The organism is Quisquiliibacterium transsilvanicum, from assembly GCF_014202215.1.
GTDB classification, from domain to species: Bacteria; Pseudomonadota; Gammaproteobacteria; order Burkholderiales; family Burkholderiaceae_E; genus Quisquiliibacterium; species Quisquiliibacterium transsilvanicum.
This window is the reverse complement of record NZ_JACHGB010000004.1, coordinates 464,728-483,149: the sequence shown is the minus strand read 5'-3', so window position 1 is coordinate 483,149 and position 18,422 is coordinate 464,728. Positions and strand designations below refer to the sequence as shown.

Genomic DNA, 18,422 nt, shown 5'->3' with positions numbered 1-18,422 from the left:
GGAGCGCGCCGCGGCTTCAGCGGCCGCGCATGAAGGCCTCGATCACCGCGGCCAGCCGCTCGGGCTGGTCGTGGTGGATGTTGTGTCCGGAATCGTCGACGTGCTCGACCTGAAGATCGGCGTAGGCGCTGGCGCGATCCTGGAATTCCTGCGGGTTCGACGCCAGCCGCGCCCACAGCCCGGACTGCGCGCCGTCGACCCAGAGCACCGAGGCCTGGGTCTGGCGCCAGCAGTCGAGCACGTCCGGCTGGGAGAGGGGCAGCGGATTGATGCGCTTGAGCGCGGGATCAGCTCGGCGCACCACGGTGCCGTCCTCGGCCTCCTTGCCCCAGTGCCGCACCAGGAAGCGCGCCCGCTCGTCGGTGAGCCGCGGATTCTCCGACTGCATCCGCAGCGCGAACTCGTCGTAGCTCTCGTAGGGCCGCTGCGAGGTGTCGTCGTCGAGCTGCGCCAGCCACTTCGCCAGCCGCCGCGGCGCGGGGTCCTGGCGGCCTCCCGGCGGGCCGAAGCCATCGACGTTGACGAAGCGGCCGACGCCGTCCGGGCGCACGCCCGCATACAGCGCAGCGATGTGCGCCCCCATGCTGTGGCCGACCACGCGCGCCGGCTGCTCCGGCGAGAAATGCTGGAGCAGCGCATGCAGGTCGCCGACATAGTCGGGGAACCAGTAGGAGTCGGCGCCGGTCCAGCCCGACAGGCCGTTGCCCCGCCAGTCGGGCGCGACCACCTCCCAGTCGTGCTCGAAGGAATCGACGGTGAACTGCCAGGACGCGGACACGTCCTGCGAGCCGTGCAGCAGGAACAGCCGCGGCGCGCCGGCGGGCCCCCAGATGCGGCAGTGGTAGTCGACGCCGCGGATGGGCAGGAAGACGGAACGGCTTTCTTTCACGGGGCGACCTCGGCTGAAGGGGTGCGCCGAGGATAGCAACGGCACCGGGCAGCTGTCGCGCCGGCGTTTCACCCTGCGGACCGGCCCGTCCGGGGGCGGTCCGCCTGCCCAGGCCCGGCGTCAGGCCGCCTGGCCGGGGGCCGTGCCGCCCTTGGGGTGACCGCCCGGCGCGCCGATCCGGATCCACGTGCCGTCCGCCTCCACCACCTGCCCCGCCCTCAGCTTGCAGCCGCGGCGCAGTTCCACCGCGCCGTCGACCCGCACCGTGCCGCTTATGATCGCCTGCTTGGCGGCGCCGCCGCTTTCGGCCAGCCCGGTGGCCTTGAGCAGCGCGTCGAGCGCGATGTGCTCGCCGCGAAGCTCGAACTCGACCCGCGCCGGCGCGCCCTGCGCCGCATCCTTGAACCGGCTGGCAGGCGCTGCTCCCCTGGGCCCGTCCTTCGCTCGGCGCGCGGGAGCGACGCCCGGCGCCCCCGCCTTCGCCCCGCTCTCGGGCGCCGCGCCCTTGGCGGCACCCTGCGATCGGCTCGCAGGCACTGCGCCCGTCGTCCGATCCCTCGATCCGCTCGCAGGTGCCGCACCCGCCGGCCGCTGCTTCGCCCGGCTCGCCGGCGCCGCGCCCTTCACGCCCTGCCTCGCTCCATCCCTCGGCCGGTTCACAGGCGCCTCGCTTTCACGGTCTTCCCCTTGACCTTCGCCGCGTTCAGGCCGTTCGCGGCCTCGCGGGCGATCTCACGATCGACGGCGACGTAGGTGGAGAATTCGTTGACGTCGATCCTGCCGACCTGGTCGCCGCGCAGCCCGACGTCCTTGGTCAGTGCGCCGAGCACGTCGCCGCGGCGGATCTTGTCCTTGCGCCCGCCCAGAATCTGCACGGTGGCCATCGGCGGCCGCAGCGGCTCGGGGTCGTCCGACGAGGTCAGCTCGGACAGCGGACTCCACTCGAACTCTTCGCCCAGCATCTTCTCGATGCGGCCGACGCGGTCCATCTCGTTCAGGCTGGCGAGGCTGAAGGCCAAGCCGGCCTCATCAGCGCGGCCGGTGCGGCCGACGCGGTGCACGTGCAGCTCGGGCTCCGGGGTCACGTCGACGTTGATGACGGCCTCCAGGCCGGTGATGTCCAGGCCGCGGGCGGCCACGTCGGTGGCGACCAGCACGCTGCAGCTGCGGTTGGCGAACTGCACCAGCACCTGGTCGCGGTCGCGCTGCTCGAGCTCGCCGTGCAGCTCCAGCGCGACGAGGCCCTTGGCCTGCAGCAGCGCCGCCAGCTCCCGGCAACGCTGCTTGGTGTTGCAGAAGGCCAGCGTGCTCACCGGCCGGAAGTGCTCGAGCAGCCGCGCCACCGCCTCCAGGCGCTCGTCCTCGCCGACCTCGTAGAAGCGTTGGCGGATCTTGCCGGCGGAATGCCGCTCGGCCAGCTTCACCTCCTGCGCATCGCGCATGAAGCGCCTGGCCATCTTCGTCACGCCGTCCGGATAGGTGGCGGAGAAGAGCAGCGTCTGGCGCTCGGCAGGGCAGCGCTTGACCACGGCGGCGATGTCGTCGGCGAAGCCCATGTCGAGCATGCGATCGGCTTCGTCCAGCACCAGGGTGTTCAAGCCGTCCAGCACCAGCGTTTCGCGCGACAGGTGATCCAGGATGCGGCCGGGCGTGCCAACCACCACGTGCGCGCCGTGGGCCAGGCTGGCCGCCTGCGGGCGCAGCGTGGTGCCGCCGCACAGCGTGAGCACCTTCACGTTGTCTTCGGCGCGCGCCAGGCGGCGGATCTCCTGGGCCACCTGCTCGGCGAGCTCGCGCGTGGGGCAGAGCACCAGCGCCTGCACCGCGAAACTGCGGGGGTCGAGCTTGGCGAGCAGCGGCAGCGCGAAGGCGGCGGTCTTGCCGCTGCCTGTCTTGGCCTGCGCGATGAGGTCCCGGCCGGCCAGCGCCAGCGGCAGGCTGGCCGCCTGGATGGGCGTCATGCGCTCGTAACCCAGGCGCTGGAGGTTGGCCAGGACGGCGGGTGCGAGGGGCAGGCCGGAAAACTCGGGGCCTGCGGCGACGGGGGTCTGGGATTCGGTCATCCCGGATTGTCTCAGACCCGGGCGATCGCTGCCGAGCGCCTTAGAATTCGAGAATGACCGACCTCCCTACCCCGGCCGGGCAGGCGCGCAACCCGCTGCACGGCATCACCCTCGCAGCCCTGCTCGATCAGCTCGTCGCGCGCCATGGCTGGGCCGGCCTGGCCGAGCGCATTCCGATCCGCTGCTTCACGCACGAACCGAGCTTCGCGTCGAGCCTGAAGTTCCTGCGCAGAACCCCGTGGGCGCGGGAGAAGGTCGAGAGCCTTTACCTGTTCATGCTGCGCGAAGACCGCCGCAACGGGCCGGACAGCCCGCCCCAGGGCTGACCCTGGAGGCGCGGTGGAAGCGGCCGCGAAGACGCACAAACGCAAGGGGCGCCCGGAGGGCGCCCCGCAAGGCCCTCGCATCGCCGGAGGGCGATGCGCGGCAATGACGATGCTCAGGCGATGCGACGGCGGCGCATTGCGCCGAGACCTGCCATGCCCAAGCCAAGCAGTGCGACCGTGCCCGGCAGCGGAACCTGGCCGGGCGGCGTGGCGATCGCGAACGAGTGATTGTCGGTTTCAAACGCGTTCGAGCTGCTGGAGAACACGACCCGATTGAACTGCACGGCGTCGGTCGTGTAGTAGTTGATGTAGGCGGCCTGAGCCTGGTTGCCGGTGGTTCCGGTGCCAGGGAACGCAACCGCATTGATGGCCGTTCCGGTGAACGAATCGACCTCGTTGTCGTTCAGGAAGAAAGACACCGTGTTGTAGGTGTCGAGCGAGCCGGCGTAGAAGCCGAAATAGTTGGCCTGAGCGTTGAGCGCCACCTGCACGTTGTTTCCGGCCGACGGACCGACGGTCAGGTAGTAAGAGGTATCGCCGGCCGGCGTGGCATATTGCCCAGCCACCGAGCTCTGGACGATGCTGCCCGCCGCGAGCGTGTAGGTGGCGCCGCACGAGTTGGCTGCGGTGCCGTCGTTGAAATCGATGGTGCAGTTGCCGACCGACGACGTAAATCCGTTGGTGGGGGTTCCATCGTTTCCGCCAACCGTGATGACGCCGGCCTGGGCCCCTGCGGACGCAACGAACAGCGCTGCGATCAAAGTTTTTTTCATTTTCTCTCCGGATCTGGTGAATTGCAGAGCTCGAACTCGGAGCAACCGAAAGCACGTTTCATGCCATAATTCCAACCAACTGATTTATAAGCTATTTTTTTATTGTGATTTCAGTATCGTAAGAACCACCGACATCGAATCGCTCATCTGAGGTCCGAGCAAGGCCGGAATCCGCCCGCGGACGGCGCGACCATCACCCTGAAGCGGCCAAAGACCACTCCGGTCGACCAGGGCGGAGGATGGACCCCGGCGCGCGGCCGGAGCCTTACCTGCCGAACACGCTCTTCAGCAGCTCCGTGCTGCGCGCCAGCGGGTTGGTACGGATCTTCTTCTCCTCCTCGCCCACCATCAGGAACAGGCCATCGAGCGCCTTCTCGGTCACGTAGTGGTCGAGATCGAGCGACTGGCTGCCCGCCAGCGGCACCTTCTCGTAGCGCGAGATCATGTCCTTGTAGGCGCGGGTGGCGCCGACCTCGTCGACCTTCGTCGAGACCACCGGCCTGAAGGCTGCGTACAGCTTGTCGTGGGTCTTGCGGCGGAAGAACTCGGTGGCGGCGGTGTCGCCTCCGGCCAGGATGCCGCGCACGTCCTCGAGCGTCATGTCGCGGATCGCGTCGCCGAAGAAGCGCGCGGCCTGCGGCGCCGCGGCCTCGGCGGCCCGGTTCATGCTCAGCACGAAGGCATCGACCTGCTTCTGGTAGCCGGCCATGCGCGCCAGCTCGGCGACCTTCTGGATACCCGAAGGCATCAGGATCTTCACCGCCTGGTTTGCGAAGTAGCCGTCAGTCCTGGACAGGCCCTGCACCGCGCGCTCGGTGCCCACCGCGAGGGCCTCCTTGATTCCCGAGGCATCGGTGCGGGCGTCGCCGCTGCCGACGGCGGCGCCGGATGCCGAAGGTCTGGGCAGGGACTCGACCCGCTTGAGCACGTCATCGAGCTTGGGCAGCTGGGCGGCCGCAGCCCCGGCGATCAGGATTCCGACGGAAAAGGCGGTCAGGCGTTTCATGGCGGGCTGCGCTCCGGTAGGGGTTCGGCTGAAAGCCTAGCACCGACGAGAGGCAGCCGCGCCCGGCGGGCCGGGCACTGGCGTCCGGCCCGCCGCGAAGCGCTACGGCCGTGCCCGGTCAGGCTGCCGATAGTCGCAGACACCCTCGGGGAAGATCTGCTTCAGCTGCGCGACTTCCGCTGCGCCGGGCACCCACGGGGCGTAGGTGCCGTCTGCCAGGGCATCGTCCACCGGCTTCTTCGTGCAGTCGTAGATCGAGCCCTCGATCGGCGCGCCGGCCACGATTCGCGAGGTGGTGTACAGCGGGAAGGCCTGCGTGCAGGCGCCCGGCGCGCCAGCGTCGAGGATGCCGCTCCAGACACCGGGGCCAGACTGCATCAGCTGCCCGAAGCGGTCGTAGCAGGCGTCAACCGCCCTGGGCGGCTTGTTGGCCGCGATTCCCGCCTTCGGATTGGCGCGGATGTTGGCGAGCCACTGATCCATCACCGCCAGCGCCTCGAGCGACTGGCTCGCCTTCGGCGTGTTGGGAATGGTGTCGGTGAACCAGATCACGAGGTTGTCGCTGTTGCCGGCGCGATTGAGGACGCGCTTGCGCACCGCGAAGCTCTGGTGGCTGTTGTGCATGTCCAGCTCGCGCTCCATGTACTGGCGGTGGTCGATTGCCGGCACGTCGAGCTTCCCGTCGAAGACATGGCCGCTGGCATAGGCGGCGCGCATCGCGATCGGATCGCCCTTGGTGCGCGGCATCGGCATCCCCGCCCCGGCGCTGGCGTTCATGTTCTTGCTGCTCCAGGGGTCGAAGTAACCGGGGATGGTCTGCGCCTTCTGGATCTCGGCGGCTCCGGTGCCGAAGAACGGGAAGGTCTCCTGCGCCATCTGGCTGGGGTGCTTCCAGCCGCCGATCGTCCAGTTCAGGCGCAGGAACTCCGCGGGCGTGATGCTGCCCGCCTTCAGCGACGCGAGGCCGTACTGCACCCCGACGTTGTCCCAGGTGGGCCGCGCCGCGCCGGTGGCGTCGACGCCGTAGACGTTGCGCAGGTCGTCGTAGTGGGTCCAGCGGATCGCGGCGATGTCGGAGAGCGGCTCGTAGTTCTGCTGGTTGGGCGCCTGGCCATACCAGGGATTCATCGCCAGCGGGGTCAGGCCGCGCCAGGCCGGAATGCACTCGGTGGTGCCAGGGGCGGTGCTGTAGCCGAGCGCGGTCTTGAGCGGCGCCAGCGCGTCATTGACCTTCGCGAAGCCCTCCTCGGCGTTCATGCCCACCAGCAGCGAGCGGTTCTTGGTGGTCCGCCACTTCGGGTTTGCGCGGTCGGTGGCGTCCATGTAGTACTCGAGCAGTTCGCAGTCGCCGACGTGGATGGTCTGGGTGACCATGTCGGGATAGCTCTGCACCGGCAGCAGTCCGTCGAGCACGCCGGGGTTGTTCTGCGCGATCAGGTACTGCTGGATCGCGCCGCCCGAGCCGCCGAGACCGATTGTGTAGAGCGGCGCGCCGTAGCGTTCGACGAAACGCTCCTTGGTCATCATCGCCGTCTCGCCGGCGAGGTTCATGTTGTAGTGGGTGCCGGTGTTGTTGCCGCTGCTGTGGACGATCGCGTAGCCCTGCTTGAGGATGTCCGGGTTCATCGATCCGCCATGCACCGTGCCCTGGCTGTGACCGACCGCCACGCCGCCCTGGAACCAGTAGAGCAGCTTGCGGTTCCACAGACCGAGGTCGGGCGCCGCCGGGTTCTCGCCCGCGGGCGCCAGCATCGCGAAGCTGTAGAGGAAGCGGTTGATCGAGCCCACCTCGCGCCGCACGATGAAGTCCACCGTGCGCCCGTCGGCGAGCGTGACGGTGCTCATGTCGGCCGGGCGCGGGCCCTCCGGCAGGGCCTTCCAGGCGTTGCCGGTGCTGCGGTACTGGTAGCTGACGACGGTTTCGACCGAGCAGTCCCGGCTGTAGCCGAGCAGCTTGCCGTCGGCATCGGTGACCCGGTAGCCGGGCTGGCTGACGCTGTCGACCAGCAGCCGCAGGGCGGGGGCCGGCGCCAGGTTCTGCACGGCGGTGCACACGAAGGGATGCTGCTGCGGACCGCTGAACATCGGCCCGGTGATCGGCCAGTTGGTCAGCACCAGCGTGTCGCGCTCGCCGCTGGAGCGGTGCCGCACCTCGAGCCGGTTCTCGCCAACGGCCAGGCCGCTGATCACGCCTTCGAGACGATCGTCCTTCGACTGCAGAACGGTCTGCACCCTGGCGCCGTTCAGCCAGAGCTCGAGCTTGTCGTGCAGCCCCTTTGCCGCGCGCACCTCGATCCGCGCATCGCCGCCGGAAACCCATTGCGGCGCACTGGAGAGCACGCTCAGCTTCACCGTCCGAGCGGGACCGCTCAGCCCCGGGGTGTCGGCAGCCGCGCGCCGCTGCTGCGCAGCGCTCGCAGCGGCCTGGTCGGCGCCGTCGCCGCTTCCTCCGCAGGCCGCCAGCGCCATGCTGCCCAGCACCACGGTCCATCCCGCGGCGCGTCCGAATCGATTCACGATCGTGCCCATCCCTTGGTCTCCCCCCGGCCTGACGGCCTTCTTATTCGTATGGGATCGACGCTGCGAATGCGGTCCGCGCACCTGCGCAACCGCAGAGGCTTCGTCGAGCGTCGGCATCTCGCGCAGGTCGCAGGCTCGGAAGAGCCGGCTCGTCGCGGGCCGAACGCCGGGAGCAGCAAGGGACATGCCTGCGGAAAATGTTCCTTGAATTTCAAGCAGTTGCGGATCCGTCGATGCCAACGACGAGGCGAAGTGGAAACTATTCCGACAGCGGCATGACGGCAGCGGGCGCGCGGTGCGCCCGCCCCCGGCGCTCAGAACGTCTGTTTGCGCCTGGGCCGGATGCGCCAGACGAAGGCCGGATCGCCGTGGTCCATCCGCTCCAGCACCTCCAGGCACAGGAAACGGTCATGCACCATCAGCGCGCCCTGCCAGAGCCCGTTCCAGGCGTCGAAGACCGAGGGATGCAGGGGCGCCAGCCCGCGCATCAGCCGCCAGCCGGCCTGCCTGACCAGCACCGCATCGCCTTCACGGGACCAGCCGCAGGCGTCGCCCTGCCCGGCCGCCATGCCCGACATGTAGCGCGCGAACCCTTCGGCGCCCCCGGGCTGGACGCCGAGCAGCGCCGCGGTCTCCTGGTAGTACTGCATCGCCACCAGCTGGCCGGCGACGCCGCCCAGGTGGGCGCTGTCGGCAGGGCCGAACAGCTCGACCATTCGCGGCAGCGTGGAGCGCACGTAGTCCATCGCGTAGTTGCGGCTGGCCTTCGCGAGGCGCTCCGGCGTCCACTCGGAGGCGTCCAGCGCGGGCGCGGCGGCGGGATCGAAGGGCGGCGGCTCCTCGCCGGGCGCGAAGCGCAGGCGCTCCTCGGGTTCGAGGGCGCGCTCATGCTCGAGGAAGTAACCGGCCAGCCCGTACTGGCCATCGGTGGTCTGCGCGGTGCAGACGAAGCCCAGCCGCGAGTTGCCCAGGCTCGGACCGTTGTGCGCATACCAGCCGCGCAACATGCCGCGCGACACCTCGGTGGGCACGCCGGCGATCGCGGTGCCTTCGTAGACCCAGCGCGGCGGAACGAAGCGCACCCAGGCCTTGCGGTCGGACTCGCGCATGAACTCCACCTGCACGCCGCCGACGCGGTTGGCCAGGTAGTGATAGCCGGCCGCGGCCACCGCGTCCGGCAGCCCTGCCAGGCCGAGCTTGCGCAGGCCGGGCAGGAACTTCTCATGATGCTGGTGGCGGAACACGCGGTAGATCAGTTCGCCGGCGTCCTGCCGGCCGCGGCGCGTCGCCACCGTGAGGATCAGGCCTGTGAAGTAGCGGTGGTAGAGCGCGGCGGCCGCGCGCAACGCGGCGGAGTCCGAGGCATCCGATGCACGTTCGGCAGCGGCATTCATGGCGACAGGAACCCCGCTCGCCGGTAGGTGAGCACCAGCGTGTCGCGCCGCGGGTCGGCGCCGTCCGGCTGGATCGGCGTGGTTTCGTGGATCACCTTCAGGTCGTCGAGCAGCACCGCGCTCCAGGGCTCGTCCATCACGAAGCGGATGCCGCGCGGGCTGTCGGCCTCGAACACGCGGGTTTCGCCGCCGCGCACCGCGTGCCGCTCGACAAGAATCACCACGACGAAGTCGACGCCATCGCGATGCGCGCCCTCCGGGGTGGGCCGGCCCACCCCGTCGGTGGTGTCGATGCGAAACTGATGCGCCTCGATGAACCAGCGGCCGGCGGGCGCGACCGTCTCGAACAGTTCGCCGAGTTTGCGCAGCAGCCGGGCCCACGCCGGATCGGCGCACAGTTGCGGCTCGATCGGCTCGAACATCCGCTCGATTCCGCCGTGCAGCGCGTTGTAGTCGACCGGTTGCCAGTGCGCACGATGCGGCGCCTGCTCGACGCGCGCCGTTGCCACCTCGTGCACGAAGCAGCCGTGCCGGCGGCTGCGGTAGCGGCCACCGTCGCGCAGCCAGGCATCCGGCGGCAGCCGGTCCCACGACGGACGCCAGCGCTCCACGTCGGCAAGCTGGAGGCCGCCGAGCGACAGCAGTTGCGCCGCCTCCAGCCGCACGAAACCCTGCAGGCCGAGGCTGCGGGCGGGGGCCTCCCCGGTGAGGGTCCAGGCGGGATCGTTCATCAGTTCGAGGGATTGCGGCGACGCCCGAGGGCAATCCGCAATTCTAGGCGCGCGCCGCCGCGCCAGGCGCCCGCCGCTGCCGTGACGCGCTCGAGGAAACGCGGAACGGAATGGGTACAATCGACCAACTCCATTTGTGCGGCGCGCCATGACCGAACGTAAACCCGTGACCCTGCACCGCCTGCGCGAAATGCATGCGCGCGGCGAGAAGATCGCGATGCTCACCGCGTACGACGCATCCTTCGGGCGGCTGTGCGACGAGGCCGGCGTCGACACCATCCTGGTGGGCGATTCGCTCGGCAACGTGATCCAGGGGCAGCCGGGAACCATGCCCGTGTCCCTCGAGGACATGGCCTATCACGTGGCTGCGGTGGCGCGCGGCAACCGCAACTGCTGGCTCATCGGCGACCTGCCCTTCGGCAGTTATCACGAGTCGCGCGAGCAGGCGCTGCGCAGCTCGGTGAAGCTGGTGCAGGCGGGCGCGCAGATGATCAAGCTCGAGGGCGGCGGCTGGACCGCCGACACCGTGCGCTTCATCGTCGAGCGCGGCATCGCGGTGTGCGCGCACATCGGCTTCACGCCCCAGACCGTGCATGCGCTCGGCGGCTACCGGGTGCAGGGCCGCGAGGAGGACGCCGCGCAGACCATGCTTCGGCACGCCACCGAGCTCGCCGAGGCCGGCGCGGCGATGCTGGTGATGGAGATGGTGCCCACGGCGGTGGCCACGCGCATCACCCAGGCGCTGCCGATCCCCACGATCGGCATCGGCGCGGGTCCGGGCACCTCCGGCCAGGTGCTGGTGCTGCACGACATGCTCGGCATCACCCGGGGCCGGCTGCCGAAGTTCGTGCGCGACTTCATGGACGGCGCCCCGTCGGTCGGCGCTGCGCTGCGCGCCTACGTCGACGAAGTGAAGGGGGGGACCTTCCCCGATCCCGCGACCCACGGATACTGAGCAGCGCGATGCGGATCGAGGACAGCCTGGAGGGCCTGCGCGGCGCGCTCGCCGGCGCGGGCAGCGTCGGCTTCGTGCCCACGATGGGCAACCTGCACGCGGGTCATCTCGCGCTGGTGCGCGAAGCCCGGCGCCTGGTGGGCCCTGAAGGCACGGTGGTGGCGAGCGTCTTCGTCAACCGCCTGCAGTTCGGCCCCAACGAGGATTTCGACAAGTACCCGCGCACCTTCGAGCGCGATGCGGCGCTGCTGCGCGAGACCGGCTGCGACCTGCTGTTCGCCCCGGACGAAACGGTGATGTACCCGGAGCCGCAGGCCTTCCACGTGGTGCCCGATCCGGCGCTGGCCTCCACGCTCGAAGGGGCCGTGCGCCCAGGCCACTTCGACGGCGTGTGCACCGTGGTGATGAAGCTGTTCGCGATGGTGCAGCCCGAGATCGGGGTATTCGGGCGCAAGGACTACCAGCAGCTGATGCTTATCCGCGGCATGGCCCGCCAGTTCGCGCTGCCGGTGCGCATCGTCGGCCACGACACCGTGCGCGAGGCCGACGGGCTGGCGCTCTCCTCGCGCAACGGCTACCTGACGGCCAGCGAGCGCAGCGAGGCGCCGAGCCTGAACCGCGTGCTGCGCGGGACGGTCGATGCAGTGCGCGCAGCGCGCGCCGATGGCTCGCTCACCCACGAAGCGCTGGAGCGCATCGAGGCAGCCGCCTGCAACGAGCTCGCCGCGCGCGGCTGGAAGCCCGACTACATCACGCTGCGCCGCCAGCGTGACCTGCACGTACCCACCAACGCCGAACTCCTCGGCGACGAGCCGCTGGTCGTGCTGGGTGCAGCCCGGCTGGGCACCCCCCGGCTGCTGGACAACGTCGAGGTCTGACCACCCTTGCAGGCATCGATCGCGCCGCTGCGATCGATGCCGGACCGGGCTCCTCGCCCTGCCGTTCCAATCGGCGCGCCCTGCACGGCGCGCGTCTTGCCCCTGCCTGTTGCCGCGGCCTACCATGGCCGCTTCCGCCGACCGACGCCGACCAGAGCGCCGCGGCCAGCACCAGGAGCAACGTACATGCATGATCTCGTGATCCGTGGCGGCACCGTCATCGACGGCACCGGCGCACCCCGCCGCCAGGCAGACGTCGCGATCGACAGCGGCAGGATCGCCGCGGTGGGCGATGTTCCCGCACGCGGACGCAGGGAGATCGACGCGCGCGGCCTGCTGGTCACGCCGGGCTTCGTCGACATCCACACCCACTACGACGGACAGGCCACCTGGGACCAGGACCTCACTCCCTCGTGCTGGCATGGCGTCACCACCGCCATCTTCGGCAACTGCGGCGTCGGCTTCGCGCCGGTCAAGGCCGGCACCACCGACTTCCTGATCAACCTGATGGAAGGGGTCGAGGACATCCCGGGCACCGTGCTCGACGAGGGCGTGAGCTTCGACTGGGAGTCCTTCCCCGACTACCTCGACACGCTGGCGCGCCAGCCGCGCACGATGGATGTCGGCGCCCAGGTCCCGCATTCCGCGCTGCGCTTCTACGTGATGGGCGAGCGCGGCGCCTCGCACACGGAGACCCCCACCGCCCAGGAGATGGAGCGGATGGGCGAACTGCTGGAGGAGGCGCTGCGCGCGGGCGCGTTCGGCTTCACCACTTCGCGCACCACCAAGCACCGCGCGCGCGACGGCCGCCTGGTGCCCACGCTGACCGCCGACGAGCCCGAGCTCTTCGCGCTGGCCCAGGCGATGCGGCGCGCGGGATCCGGCGTGCTCGAGGTGAACTCCGACTGGGGCCCGGGCGAGTTCGAGATCCTGCGCGCAGCCGCCGAAGTGGCGGGCCGGCCGCTGTCCTGCCTGCTGCTCGAGTACAGCAGCGATCCGGACCGGTGGCGGCAGGTGATGGCCGGCATCCATGCCGCGCGTGCCGCCGGCGTCGACGCATCGGCGCAGGTCGCCGGCCGGCCGGTCGGCGTGATCATGAGCCTGGAGACCTCGATCAATCCCTTCGGCGCGCACCCCTCGTGGAGCGAGCTCGAGCCGCTTTCGCCGGCGCAGCGGGTGCGCCGGCTGCGCGAGGACGCGGCCCTGCGCGCCCGGCTGCTGGCCGAGGAGTCCGGCAATCGCCGGATGCAGGGAATGCTGGAGAAGTCCTACCTGATCGGCGACCGCCCCGACTACGAACCCGATCCGCGGCACTGCCTGGCCGAGCTCGCGCGCGCCGACGGCGTGAGCCTCTGGGAGATGGCGATGGAGCTGCTGCTGGCCGACGATGGCCGCGGGCTGCTGATGCATCCCTTCGAGAACTATGCGCACGGCAACCTGGAGGCGGTGCGCGAGATGCTCGCCGACGAGGCGAGCGTGATCAGCGGCAGCGACGCCGGCGCCCACGTCAGCACCATCTGCGACGCCAGCGCCCCGACCACGCTGCTCACGATCTGGGGACGCGACCGCAGCCGTGGAGCACAGTTGCCGCTGGAGTTCCTGGTGCGCAAGCAGACCCTGGGAAATGCGCTCTCCTACGGCCTGACCGACCGTGGCGCACTGGCGCCCGGAATGCGCGCCGACATCAACGTGATCGACTTCGAGAAGCTGCGGGTGCGCAAGCCTGAAATCGTCTATGACCTGCCGGCCGGCGGGCGCCGGCTGATCCAGCGCGCCGACGGTTACCGGCACACCTTCGTCGCCGGCGTGGAGACGCTGCGCGACGACGAGCTGACCGGCGAGCGCCCCGGCCGCCTGCTGCGGGCGGGTCGCCTGACGGAGGCCGTGCCGGCCGGCGGGTGAGCAGAGCGACCTTCCGCTTCCACGGCGAGCTGGACGCCCTGCTCGCCGCCTGGCGCAGGGGGCAGCCGCAAGGGGCCGCCTGCGCCGAACACGCCAGCCTGAAACATGCGATCGAGTCGCTCGGCGTGCCGCACACGGAGATCGGCCGCGTGCGGGTCGACGGCCGCGAGGCCACGCTCGACGACGCGGTGACAGACGGCAGCATCGTCGACGTGCTGCCGGCCGCGCCCGGAGCGGACGGTCCGCTGCGCTTCCTCGCCGACGCGCACCTCGGGGCGCTCGCCCGCCGGCTGCGGCTGCTGGGCCAGCAGGAGTTCAGGCGCTGCGCCGGCTGCGGCCGCGTCTACTGGCCGGGTTCCCATTGGCGGCGCCTGTCGGCCCTTGTTGCGGCCTTCCGCGCCGGCGCCTGACCGCGGCCGAAGCCCCCGGGACGGGCTGCGCGCCTGCAAGGGGTCAGCGGCGAATCAGCTGTGCACCATGCCGGTTGCTCAGCGCTTGCTCACCCACTGCCACTCGAACCAGTTGTCCGGACGGTGCACCACCTCGACCCCCTTGCGCGCCGCCCAGGGAATGACCTGGCGGTGCAGCGGGATGTGATGGACGCGCGCGTTGTGCTCGCGCACCGCCGCGCGGATCAGCTGCTCGCGCTTCGCCGGATCCGGCTCGCGGCTGGAGGCGGCGGCGAGCCGGTCGAGCTCGTCGTTGGCGACCTGGCCCCAGTTGTAGTCGCCCACTCCGCCCGCGCCGCGCTTGCGGTAGATCGGAGTCAGCGTGGTCTCCGCGTCGGTGATCGATCCGCCCCATCCGAGCATGTACATCGAGGTGTCGAGCTTCTCCATCTTCGCGAAGTACTGGGCGCGCGGCATCGCATTGACCCGGACCTTCAGGTTCAGCCGGGCCCACATCCCGGCCAGCGCCTGGCAGATCTCCTCGTCGTTGATGTAGCGGTTGTTGGGGCAGTCCAGCGTCACCTCGAAGCCCTGCGCCCAGCCGGCCGCGGCCAGCAGACGCTTCGCTTCGGGCAGGTCGAAGGGCAGGCGGCGCTCCAGCTCCGGATCCTCGAAGACGCCCAGCGGCGAGGGCATCACCGCCCCGGTGGGCAGGGACTGGCCGCGCATCAGCTTCGCACGCATCGCCTCGATGTCCACCGCCTGGTACAGCGCGCGCCGAACCCGCTCGTCCTTGAAGGGATTGCGGCCCTTCACGTTCGAGTAGAGCAGTTCATCGCGGCCCTGGTCCATGCCGATGAAGACGATCCGGTTCTCCTGCCCGTCGATCACCTTCACCTCCGGATGGCGGCGCAGGCGCGGCAGGTCCTGCGGCGCGGGATCCTGGACGAAATCGACCTCGCCGGAGATCAGCGCCGCGGTGCGCGTGGCGTCGGAGCGGATCGGCGTGTAGATCACCTCCTGGAGGTTGCCCTCGAAGCGTCCCCACCAGTTGGGATTGCGCCGGTAGGCGGTGCGAACGTCCGGCTCGCGCGCGACCAGCTGCCAGGGGCCGGTGCCATTGGCGTGGCGCGCGGTGTGGCGTTCCTCGCGGTTGGCGAAGTCCAGCGGGCGCGTCGCGTCATGCTTCTCGCACCAGGCGCGGCTCATGATCTGCAGCGTGCCCAGGTGCTCGAGGAAGATCGGGTTGACTGCCGGCAGATCGAACTCCACCGTGTGCGCATCCACCTTGCGCGGCGTGCCGACCGCGTTCGCGTAGACACGGATCGTCGAGGTGGGCGCCTTGGCCCGCTGCACCGAGAAGACCACGTCGTCCGCGGTGAAGACAGTGCCGTCGTGGAAGCGCACGCCATGGCGCAGCTTCACCCGCCAGCGGGTCGGCGACACGCGCTCCCAGGCGGTGGCCAGGCCCGCCACCAGGCGCAGCTTGCGATCACGCTGCACCAGGGTCTCGTAGACCTGGCCGTTCATCGCATTGGTGAGCAGCTCGTTCTGCGAGTGGGGGTCCATGGTCTGCGGATCGCCCTGCGAGGCCCAGCGCAGGGTCTGCGCGCAGGCCAGCGCGGGCAGCGCCAGCGCGGCGACCAGCGCCGCCGCGCGCAGCCAACGGTCGAGAATCGGCATCACCTGTCTCCTTGCGGCGCGAGGGCCGGCTTCAACGGCGGCTCTGCAGCCAGCCATGCGCCCAGGCGCCGGCGAACATGCCCGCGAGGGCGATCAGCAGCGGCCAGTTGCCCGCGCCCAGGCCGGCGATCGCCGGGCCCGGACAGACGCCCGACAGCCCCCAGCCGATGCCGAAGATCGCCGCACCGCCCAGCGTGCTGGCGTCGAGGGCGGAGGCGTGCTTCCCGAAGGCCGGCTCGAACAGCGGCCTGCGCATCAGCCGCGGCGCAAGCTGGTAGGCGAGCGCGGTGACGACCACCGCGCTGCCGAGCACCAGCAGCAGGCCGAAGTCCTGGAAGCGCAGGAAGGACAGCACCACCTCGGGACGGATCATCGTCGACCAGGTGAGTCCGAATCCGAAGACGATTCCGCCCACGAGGACCGCAAGCAGCGAGGCGGGCTTCATCACGCGCCTCCCAGGGCGGACACCAGGTTGGCGGTGATCATCGCGGTGGCCAGGAAGATCAGCACCGCCAGCAGCGAGGGCAGCTGCAGCGAGCCCATTCCGCAGATGCCGTGCCCGGAGGTGCAGCCGTTGGCCAGGCGCGCGCCGAAGCCGCCGATGAAGCCGCCCAGCGCGAGCTGCCACCAGGACACCCCGGTGACCACCGGCACGCCGCCGCCGACGGTGAGCATCGCGAGCAGCGCGCCCAGCACCAGGCCCACCGCCATCACGAGCCGCCATTGCCGGCTGCCGGTGAAGCGCTCCTGCGCGAAGAACGGAAGCCGCGAGAACCAGGACCAGCTGGAGCTGAAGACGGTGCTCATGCCGGCGACCAGGCCGGTGGCGACGAAGATGCCGGCCACCGCAACGCCCAGCAGCAGGCCGCCGCCGAGGTAGTGCGCAGAGCCGTTGGGGAAGAGCTGCTCGATCATGGAGGCCTCCACGTCAGGCGTAGGTGATCGCGTGCCGGCGGTCCGGGAACTCCAGGTGCGGCACGTTGTTGAAGCTTGCCACCCGCAGCGAATCGCCCACCGACACCAGCTCGCAGAAACCGGTGTTGCGGAACTGCAGGTTGAACTCGATGGCGGTGCTCGACGGCGCGCCCGTGATCTCGCCCAGCAGCCGCCCGATGGCGCCGCCCGAGCTCACCACCAGCGCCACGTCGTTGCGCTCGAGGCCGCTGGCGGCCGCACCGAGGGCGCTGCGCATCCGCCCGCCGAACTGGTCCCAGGTCTCCGGCATGTCCGGCAGCCTGCCCTCCGCCCAGGCCTGCATCGCGGCCCGGAAGATGCGCCAGTAGCCCTTGAAGTCGGAGCGCTGCTGCGCGACCGGATCGGCGCCGCCGGTGTAGGCGGCATACAGCGCCTCGCCGCGGTACTCGTTCAGGCCGTCGTGGGTGACCAGCCCGGACGCATCATGGCCCATGGTCGACAGCAGCTCGCGCGCGGTGTCCTGCTGGCGCACCAGCGATCCGGCGTAGATGTTGCGGAACTGCAGCCCGCGCGCCTTGAAGTATTCGCCGAGCCAGCGCGACTGCTGGCGGCCGAGGTCGGAGAGGCGGTCGTAGTCGTCGGTGCCGAAGGAGGCCTGCGCGTGGCGCACGAGAAGGATCAGGGGCATGGCGGGAGTCGGGGTCCTGCTGGATGGAAACGCCGCGGGAACGCCGTGCCGGCGCGCGCCGGCGGGGCCGGTTTTCGAGGACACCGAACATACCAGACGGTGCGCCGGACCATCGGCTAAACTGGAATGATGCGCCTGCCCGATACCATCGAGACGCTGCGCCGGCTGGTCGCCTTCGACACGGTCAGCAGCAACAGCAACGTCGAACTCATCGACTGGGTCGCCAATCGGCTCGATGACCTGGGCGTCCGCGTCTTCGTCCAGCATGGCCCTGAACCTGGCAAGGCGAACCTGTTCGCCACCGTCGGCCCGGCCGACCTCCCCGGCCTGATGCTCTCCGGACATTCCGACGTGGTGCCGGTGACGGGACAGGACTGGAGCTCCGATCCCTTCGTGCTCACCGAGCGTGACGGCAGGCTGCACGGCCGCGGCAGCGCGGACATGAAGGGCTTCATCGCCTGCTGCCTGGAGACGCTGCCGCGGCTGGCCGCCGCCGGCCTGCGCACTCCGGTTCACCTCGCGCTTTCCTACGACGAGGAGACCGACATGGGCGGGATGCGCCAGCTGGCCGCCCATCTCGCCGCAGCGCCGGTCCGGCCGGCCGCCTGCATCATCGGCGAGCCGACGATGATGCAGGTGGTGGTCGCCAACAAGGGCGCCGCCATCTACCGCTGCCGGATCCGCGGCTTCTCGGTGCACTCCTCTCTGCGCGACCGCGGCGTGTCTGCGGTTGAGATCGGCGCCGAGGTGGTGGCGTTCATCAGCGCCCTGCAGCGCCGGCTGTCCGCCGGCCTGCGCCACGACGGCTTCGAGTTCCCGCACACCAGCGTGCACGCGGGAATGATCCGCGGCGGCACGGCGCACAACATCACCGCCAGGGACTGCGAGGTCCTCTTCGAGGTGCGCGCCCTGCCCGGGGTGTCCGCCGGCTCGGTCGTCGACCAGATCCGGGAGCACTGCGAACGGGTGCTGCTGCCGGCGATGCGCGCGGTGTCCCCCGAATGCGGCATCGCGATCGACGAGGTGGTCGACGCCCCGGCGCTCGACGAGCGCGGCAACATGCACCTCGCGCGCTCGATCATGCCGCTGTGCGGCTGCACGGCGCCGCACCGGGTGAGCTTCGGCACCGAGGCGGGCATCCTGCAGGGAGTGGGCGTGCAGACCGTGGTCTGCGGTCCCGGCGACATCCAGGTCGCCCATCAGCCCGACGAATACGTCGAGATCGCGCAGCTCGGGCACTGCCTCGATTTCCTCGACCGCCTCGCGGGCAGGCTGCAGCGCGGCGACCTTTCCCTGGGCTGAGCCGCCGC

The 18,422-nt window shown here is 70.3% G+C and carries 17 protein-coding genes and 1 pseudogene; 6 read left to right on the top strand and 12 right to left on the bottom strand.

Annotated elements, in window-relative coordinates:
• Window positions 1–16: 16 nt before the first annotated feature.
• The 3 genes and pseudogenes from HNQ70_RS11690 to dbpA all read right to left on the bottom strand — a co-directional run bounded on the left by HNQ70_RS11690 (window position 17) and on the right by dbpA (window position 2,952).
• Window positions 17–889, bottom strand: coding sequence for an alpha/beta fold hydrolase (locus HNQ70_RS11690; RefSeq protein WP_183967642.1), 873 nt, complete (start codon window positions 887–889; stop codon window positions 17–19).
• Window positions 890–1,009: 120 nt separating this feature from the next.
• Window positions 1,010–1,261: pseudogene (locus tag HNQ70_RS11685) on the bottom strand (RNA-binding S4 domain-containing protein); the annotation flags it as partial.
• Between the two features lie 284 nt (window positions 1,262–1,545).
• Window positions 1,546–2,952, bottom strand: coding sequence for an ATP-dependent RNA helicase DbpA (gene dbpA / locus HNQ70_RS11680; RefSeq protein WP_183967640.1), 1,407 nt, complete (start codon window positions 2,950–2,952; stop codon window positions 1,546–1,548).
• A 53-nt stretch (window positions 2,953–3,005) separates the two neighbouring features.
• Between dbpA and HNQ70_RS11675 the strand changes: the two genes are divergently transcribed.
• On the top strand, window positions 3,006–3,278 hold the full coding sequence (locus HNQ70_RS11675) for a VF530 family protein (RefSeq protein WP_183967638.1): 273 nt from the start codon (window positions 3,006–3,008) through the stop codon (window positions 3,276–3,278).
• Between the two features lie 113 nt (window positions 3,279–3,391).
• Here the strand turns inward: HNQ70_RS11675 and HNQ70_RS11670 are convergent, their stop codons facing one another.
• From HNQ70_RS11670 to HNQ70_RS11650, 5 genes are all read right to left on the bottom strand, one after another.
• The gene (locus HNQ70_RS11670; protein WP_183967636.1) at window positions 3,392–4,051 is read right to left on the bottom strand and encodes an Npun_F0296 family exosortase-dependent surface protein; all 660 of its coding nucleotides are present in this window, start codon (window positions 4,049–4,051) and stop codon (window positions 3,392–3,394) included.
• 265 nt (window positions 4,052–4,316) lie between these two features.
• A complete protein-coding gene (locus HNQ70_RS11665; RefSeq protein ID WP_183967634.1) occupies window positions 4,317–5,057 on the bottom strand; it encodes a DUF4197 domain-containing protein in 741 nt (246 codons plus the stop codon).
• A 102-nt stretch (window positions 5,058–5,159) separates the two neighbouring features.
• Window positions 5,160–7,586, bottom strand: a complete 2,427-nt coding sequence (locus tag HNQ70_RS11660) for a DUF6351 family protein (protein WP_183967632.1) — start codon at window positions 7,584–7,586, stop codon at window positions 5,160–5,162.
• A 305-nt stretch (window positions 7,587–7,891) separates the two neighbouring features.
• Complete coding sequence (locus HNQ70_RS11655) at window positions 7,892–8,971, bottom strand: hypothetical protein (protein WP_183967630.1); 1,080 nt, start codon at window positions 8,969–8,971, stop codon at window positions 7,892–7,894.
• The gene (locus tag HNQ70_RS11650) at window positions 8,968–9,702 is read right to left on the bottom strand and encodes a 2OG-Fe dioxygenase family protein (protein WP_183967629.1); all 735 of its coding nucleotides are present in this window, start codon (window positions 9,700–9,702) and stop codon (window positions 8,968–8,970) included. Before HNQ70_RS11650 ends, HNQ70_RS11655 begins: the two co-directional genes overlap by 4 nt.
• 148 nt (window positions 9,703–9,850) lie before the next feature.
• On the opposite strand from HNQ70_RS11650, the gene panB reads away from it, so the two are divergent.
• From panB to HNQ70_RS11630, 4 genes are all read left to right on the top strand, one after another.
• Window positions 9,851–10,657, top strand: coding sequence for a 3-methyl-2-oxobutanoate hydroxymethyltransferase (panB, locus tag HNQ70_RS11645; RefSeq protein WP_183967627.1), 807 nt, complete (start codon window positions 9,851–9,853; stop codon window positions 10,655–10,657).
• Window positions 10,658–10,665: 8 nt separating this feature from the next.
• Window positions 10,666–11,535 carry a pantoate--beta-alanine ligase gene (gene panC, locus HNQ70_RS11640; protein WP_183967625.1) on the top strand — a complete coding sequence of 290 codons (870 nt, stop codon included), beginning with the start codon at window positions 10,666–10,668 and terminating at the stop codon, window positions 11,533–11,535.
• A 186-nt stretch (window positions 11,536–11,721) separates the two neighbouring features.
• Window positions 11,722–13,437: an N-acyl-D-amino-acid deacylase family protein gene (locus HNQ70_RS11635; protein WP_183967623.1), complete on the top strand. Its 1,716-nt coding sequence runs from the start codon at window positions 11,722–11,724 to the stop codon at window positions 13,435–13,437.
• A complete protein-coding gene (locus tag HNQ70_RS11630; RefSeq protein WP_183967621.1) occupies window positions 13,434–13,847 on the top strand; it encodes a Mut7-C RNAse domain-containing protein in 414 nt (137 codons plus the stop codon). The genes HNQ70_RS11635 and HNQ70_RS11630 overlap by 4 nt, the downstream gene beginning before the upstream one ends.
• A gap of 78 nt (window positions 13,848–13,925) precedes the next feature.
• Here HNQ70_RS11630 and HNQ70_RS11625 read toward each other — a convergent pair whose 3' ends face one another.
• The 4 genes from HNQ70_RS11625 to HNQ70_RS11610 are packed head-to-tail and all read right to left on the bottom strand — an operon-like array spanning window position 13,926 to window position 17,112.
• Complete coding sequence (locus tag HNQ70_RS11625) at window positions 13,926–15,509, bottom strand: ABC transporter substrate-binding protein (RefSeq protein ID WP_183967619.1); 1,584 nt, start codon at window positions 15,507–15,509, stop codon at window positions 13,926–13,928.
• Window positions 15,510–15,540: 31 nt separating this feature from the next.
• Window positions 15,541–15,954: a DUF6691 family protein gene (locus HNQ70_RS11620; RefSeq protein ID WP_183967617.1), complete on the bottom strand. Its 414-nt coding sequence runs from the start codon at window positions 15,952–15,954 to the stop codon at window positions 15,541–15,543.
• The gene (locus tag HNQ70_RS11615; RefSeq protein ID WP_484573261.1) at window positions 15,954–16,436 is read right to left on the bottom strand and encodes a YeeE/YedE family protein; all 483 of its coding nucleotides are present in this window, start codon (window positions 16,434–16,436) and stop codon (window positions 15,954–15,956) included. The genes HNQ70_RS11620 and HNQ70_RS11615 overlap by 1 nt, the downstream gene beginning before the upstream one ends.
• 1 nt (window position 16,437) lies before the next feature.
• Entirely contained in the window at window positions 16,438–17,112 is a 675-nt protein-coding gene (locus HNQ70_RS11610; RefSeq protein ID WP_183967615.1) for a histidine phosphatase family protein, read from the bottom strand.
• Between the two features lie 129 nt (window positions 17,113–17,241).
• On the opposite strand from HNQ70_RS11610, the gene argE reads away from it, so the two are divergent.
• Window positions 17,242–18,414, top strand: a complete 1,173-nt coding sequence (gene argE / locus HNQ70_RS11605) for an acetylornithine deacetylase (protein ID WP_183967613.1) — start codon at window positions 17,242–17,244, stop codon at window positions 18,412–18,414.
• Window positions 18,415–18,422 lie beyond the last annotated feature (8 nt).

Excerpts from the sequence above, each read along its gene's own strand:
- dbpA (WP_183967640.1), bottom strand. The coding sequence starts at position 2,952 with ATGACCGAATCCCAGACCCCCGTCGCCGCAGGCCCCGAGTTTTCCGGC.
- HNQ70_RS11675 (WP_183967638.1), top strand. The coding sequence starts at position 3,006 with ATGACCGACCTCCCTACCCCGGCCGGGCAGGCGCGCAACCCGCTGCAC.
- HNQ70_RS11670 (WP_183967636.1), bottom strand. The coding sequence starts at position 4,051 with ATGAAAAAAACTTTGATCGCAGCGCTGTTCGTTGCGTCCGCAGGGGCC.
- HNQ70_RS11665 (WP_183967634.1), bottom strand. The coding sequence starts at position 5,057 with ATGAAACGCCTGACCGCCTTTTCCGTCGGAATCCTGATCGCCGGGGCT.
- HNQ70_RS11660 (WP_183967632.1), bottom strand. The coding sequence starts at position 7,586 with ATGGGCACGATCGTGAATCGATTCGGACGCGCCGCGGGATGGACCGTG.
- HNQ70_RS11655 (WP_183967630.1), bottom strand. The coding sequence starts at position 8,971 with ATGAATGCCGCTGCCGAACGTGCATCGGATGCCTCGGACTCCGCCGCG.
- HNQ70_RS11650 (WP_183967629.1), bottom strand. The coding sequence starts at position 9,702 with ATGAACGATCCCGCCTGGACCCTCACCGGGGAGGCCCCCGCCCGCAGC.
- panB (WP_183967627.1), top strand. The coding sequence starts at position 9,851 with ATGACCGAACGTAAACCCGTGACCCTGCACCGCCTGCGCGAAATGCAT.
- panC (WP_183967625.1), top strand. The coding sequence starts at position 10,666 with ATGCGGATCGAGGACAGCCTGGAGGGCCTGCGCGGCGCGCTCGCCGGC.
- HNQ70_RS11635 (WP_183967623.1), top strand. The coding sequence starts at position 11,722 with ATGCATGATCTCGTGATCCGTGGCGGCACCGTCATCGACGGCACCGGC.
- HNQ70_RS11625 (WP_183967619.1), bottom strand. The coding sequence starts at position 15,509 with ATGCCGATTCTCGACCGTTGGCTGCGCGCGGCGGCGCTGGTCGCCGCG.
- HNQ70_RS11620 (WP_183967617.1), bottom strand. The coding sequence starts at position 15,954 with ATGAAGCCCGCCTCGCTGCTTGCGGTCCTCGTGGGCGGAATCGTCTTC.
- HNQ70_RS11610 (WP_183967615.1), bottom strand. The coding sequence starts at position 17,112 with ATGCCCCTGATCCTTCTCGTGCGCCACGCGCAGGCCTCCTTCGGCACC.
- argE (WP_183967613.1), top strand. The coding sequence starts at position 17,242 with ATGCGCCTGCCCGATACCATCGAGACGCTGCGCCGGCTGGTCGCCTTC.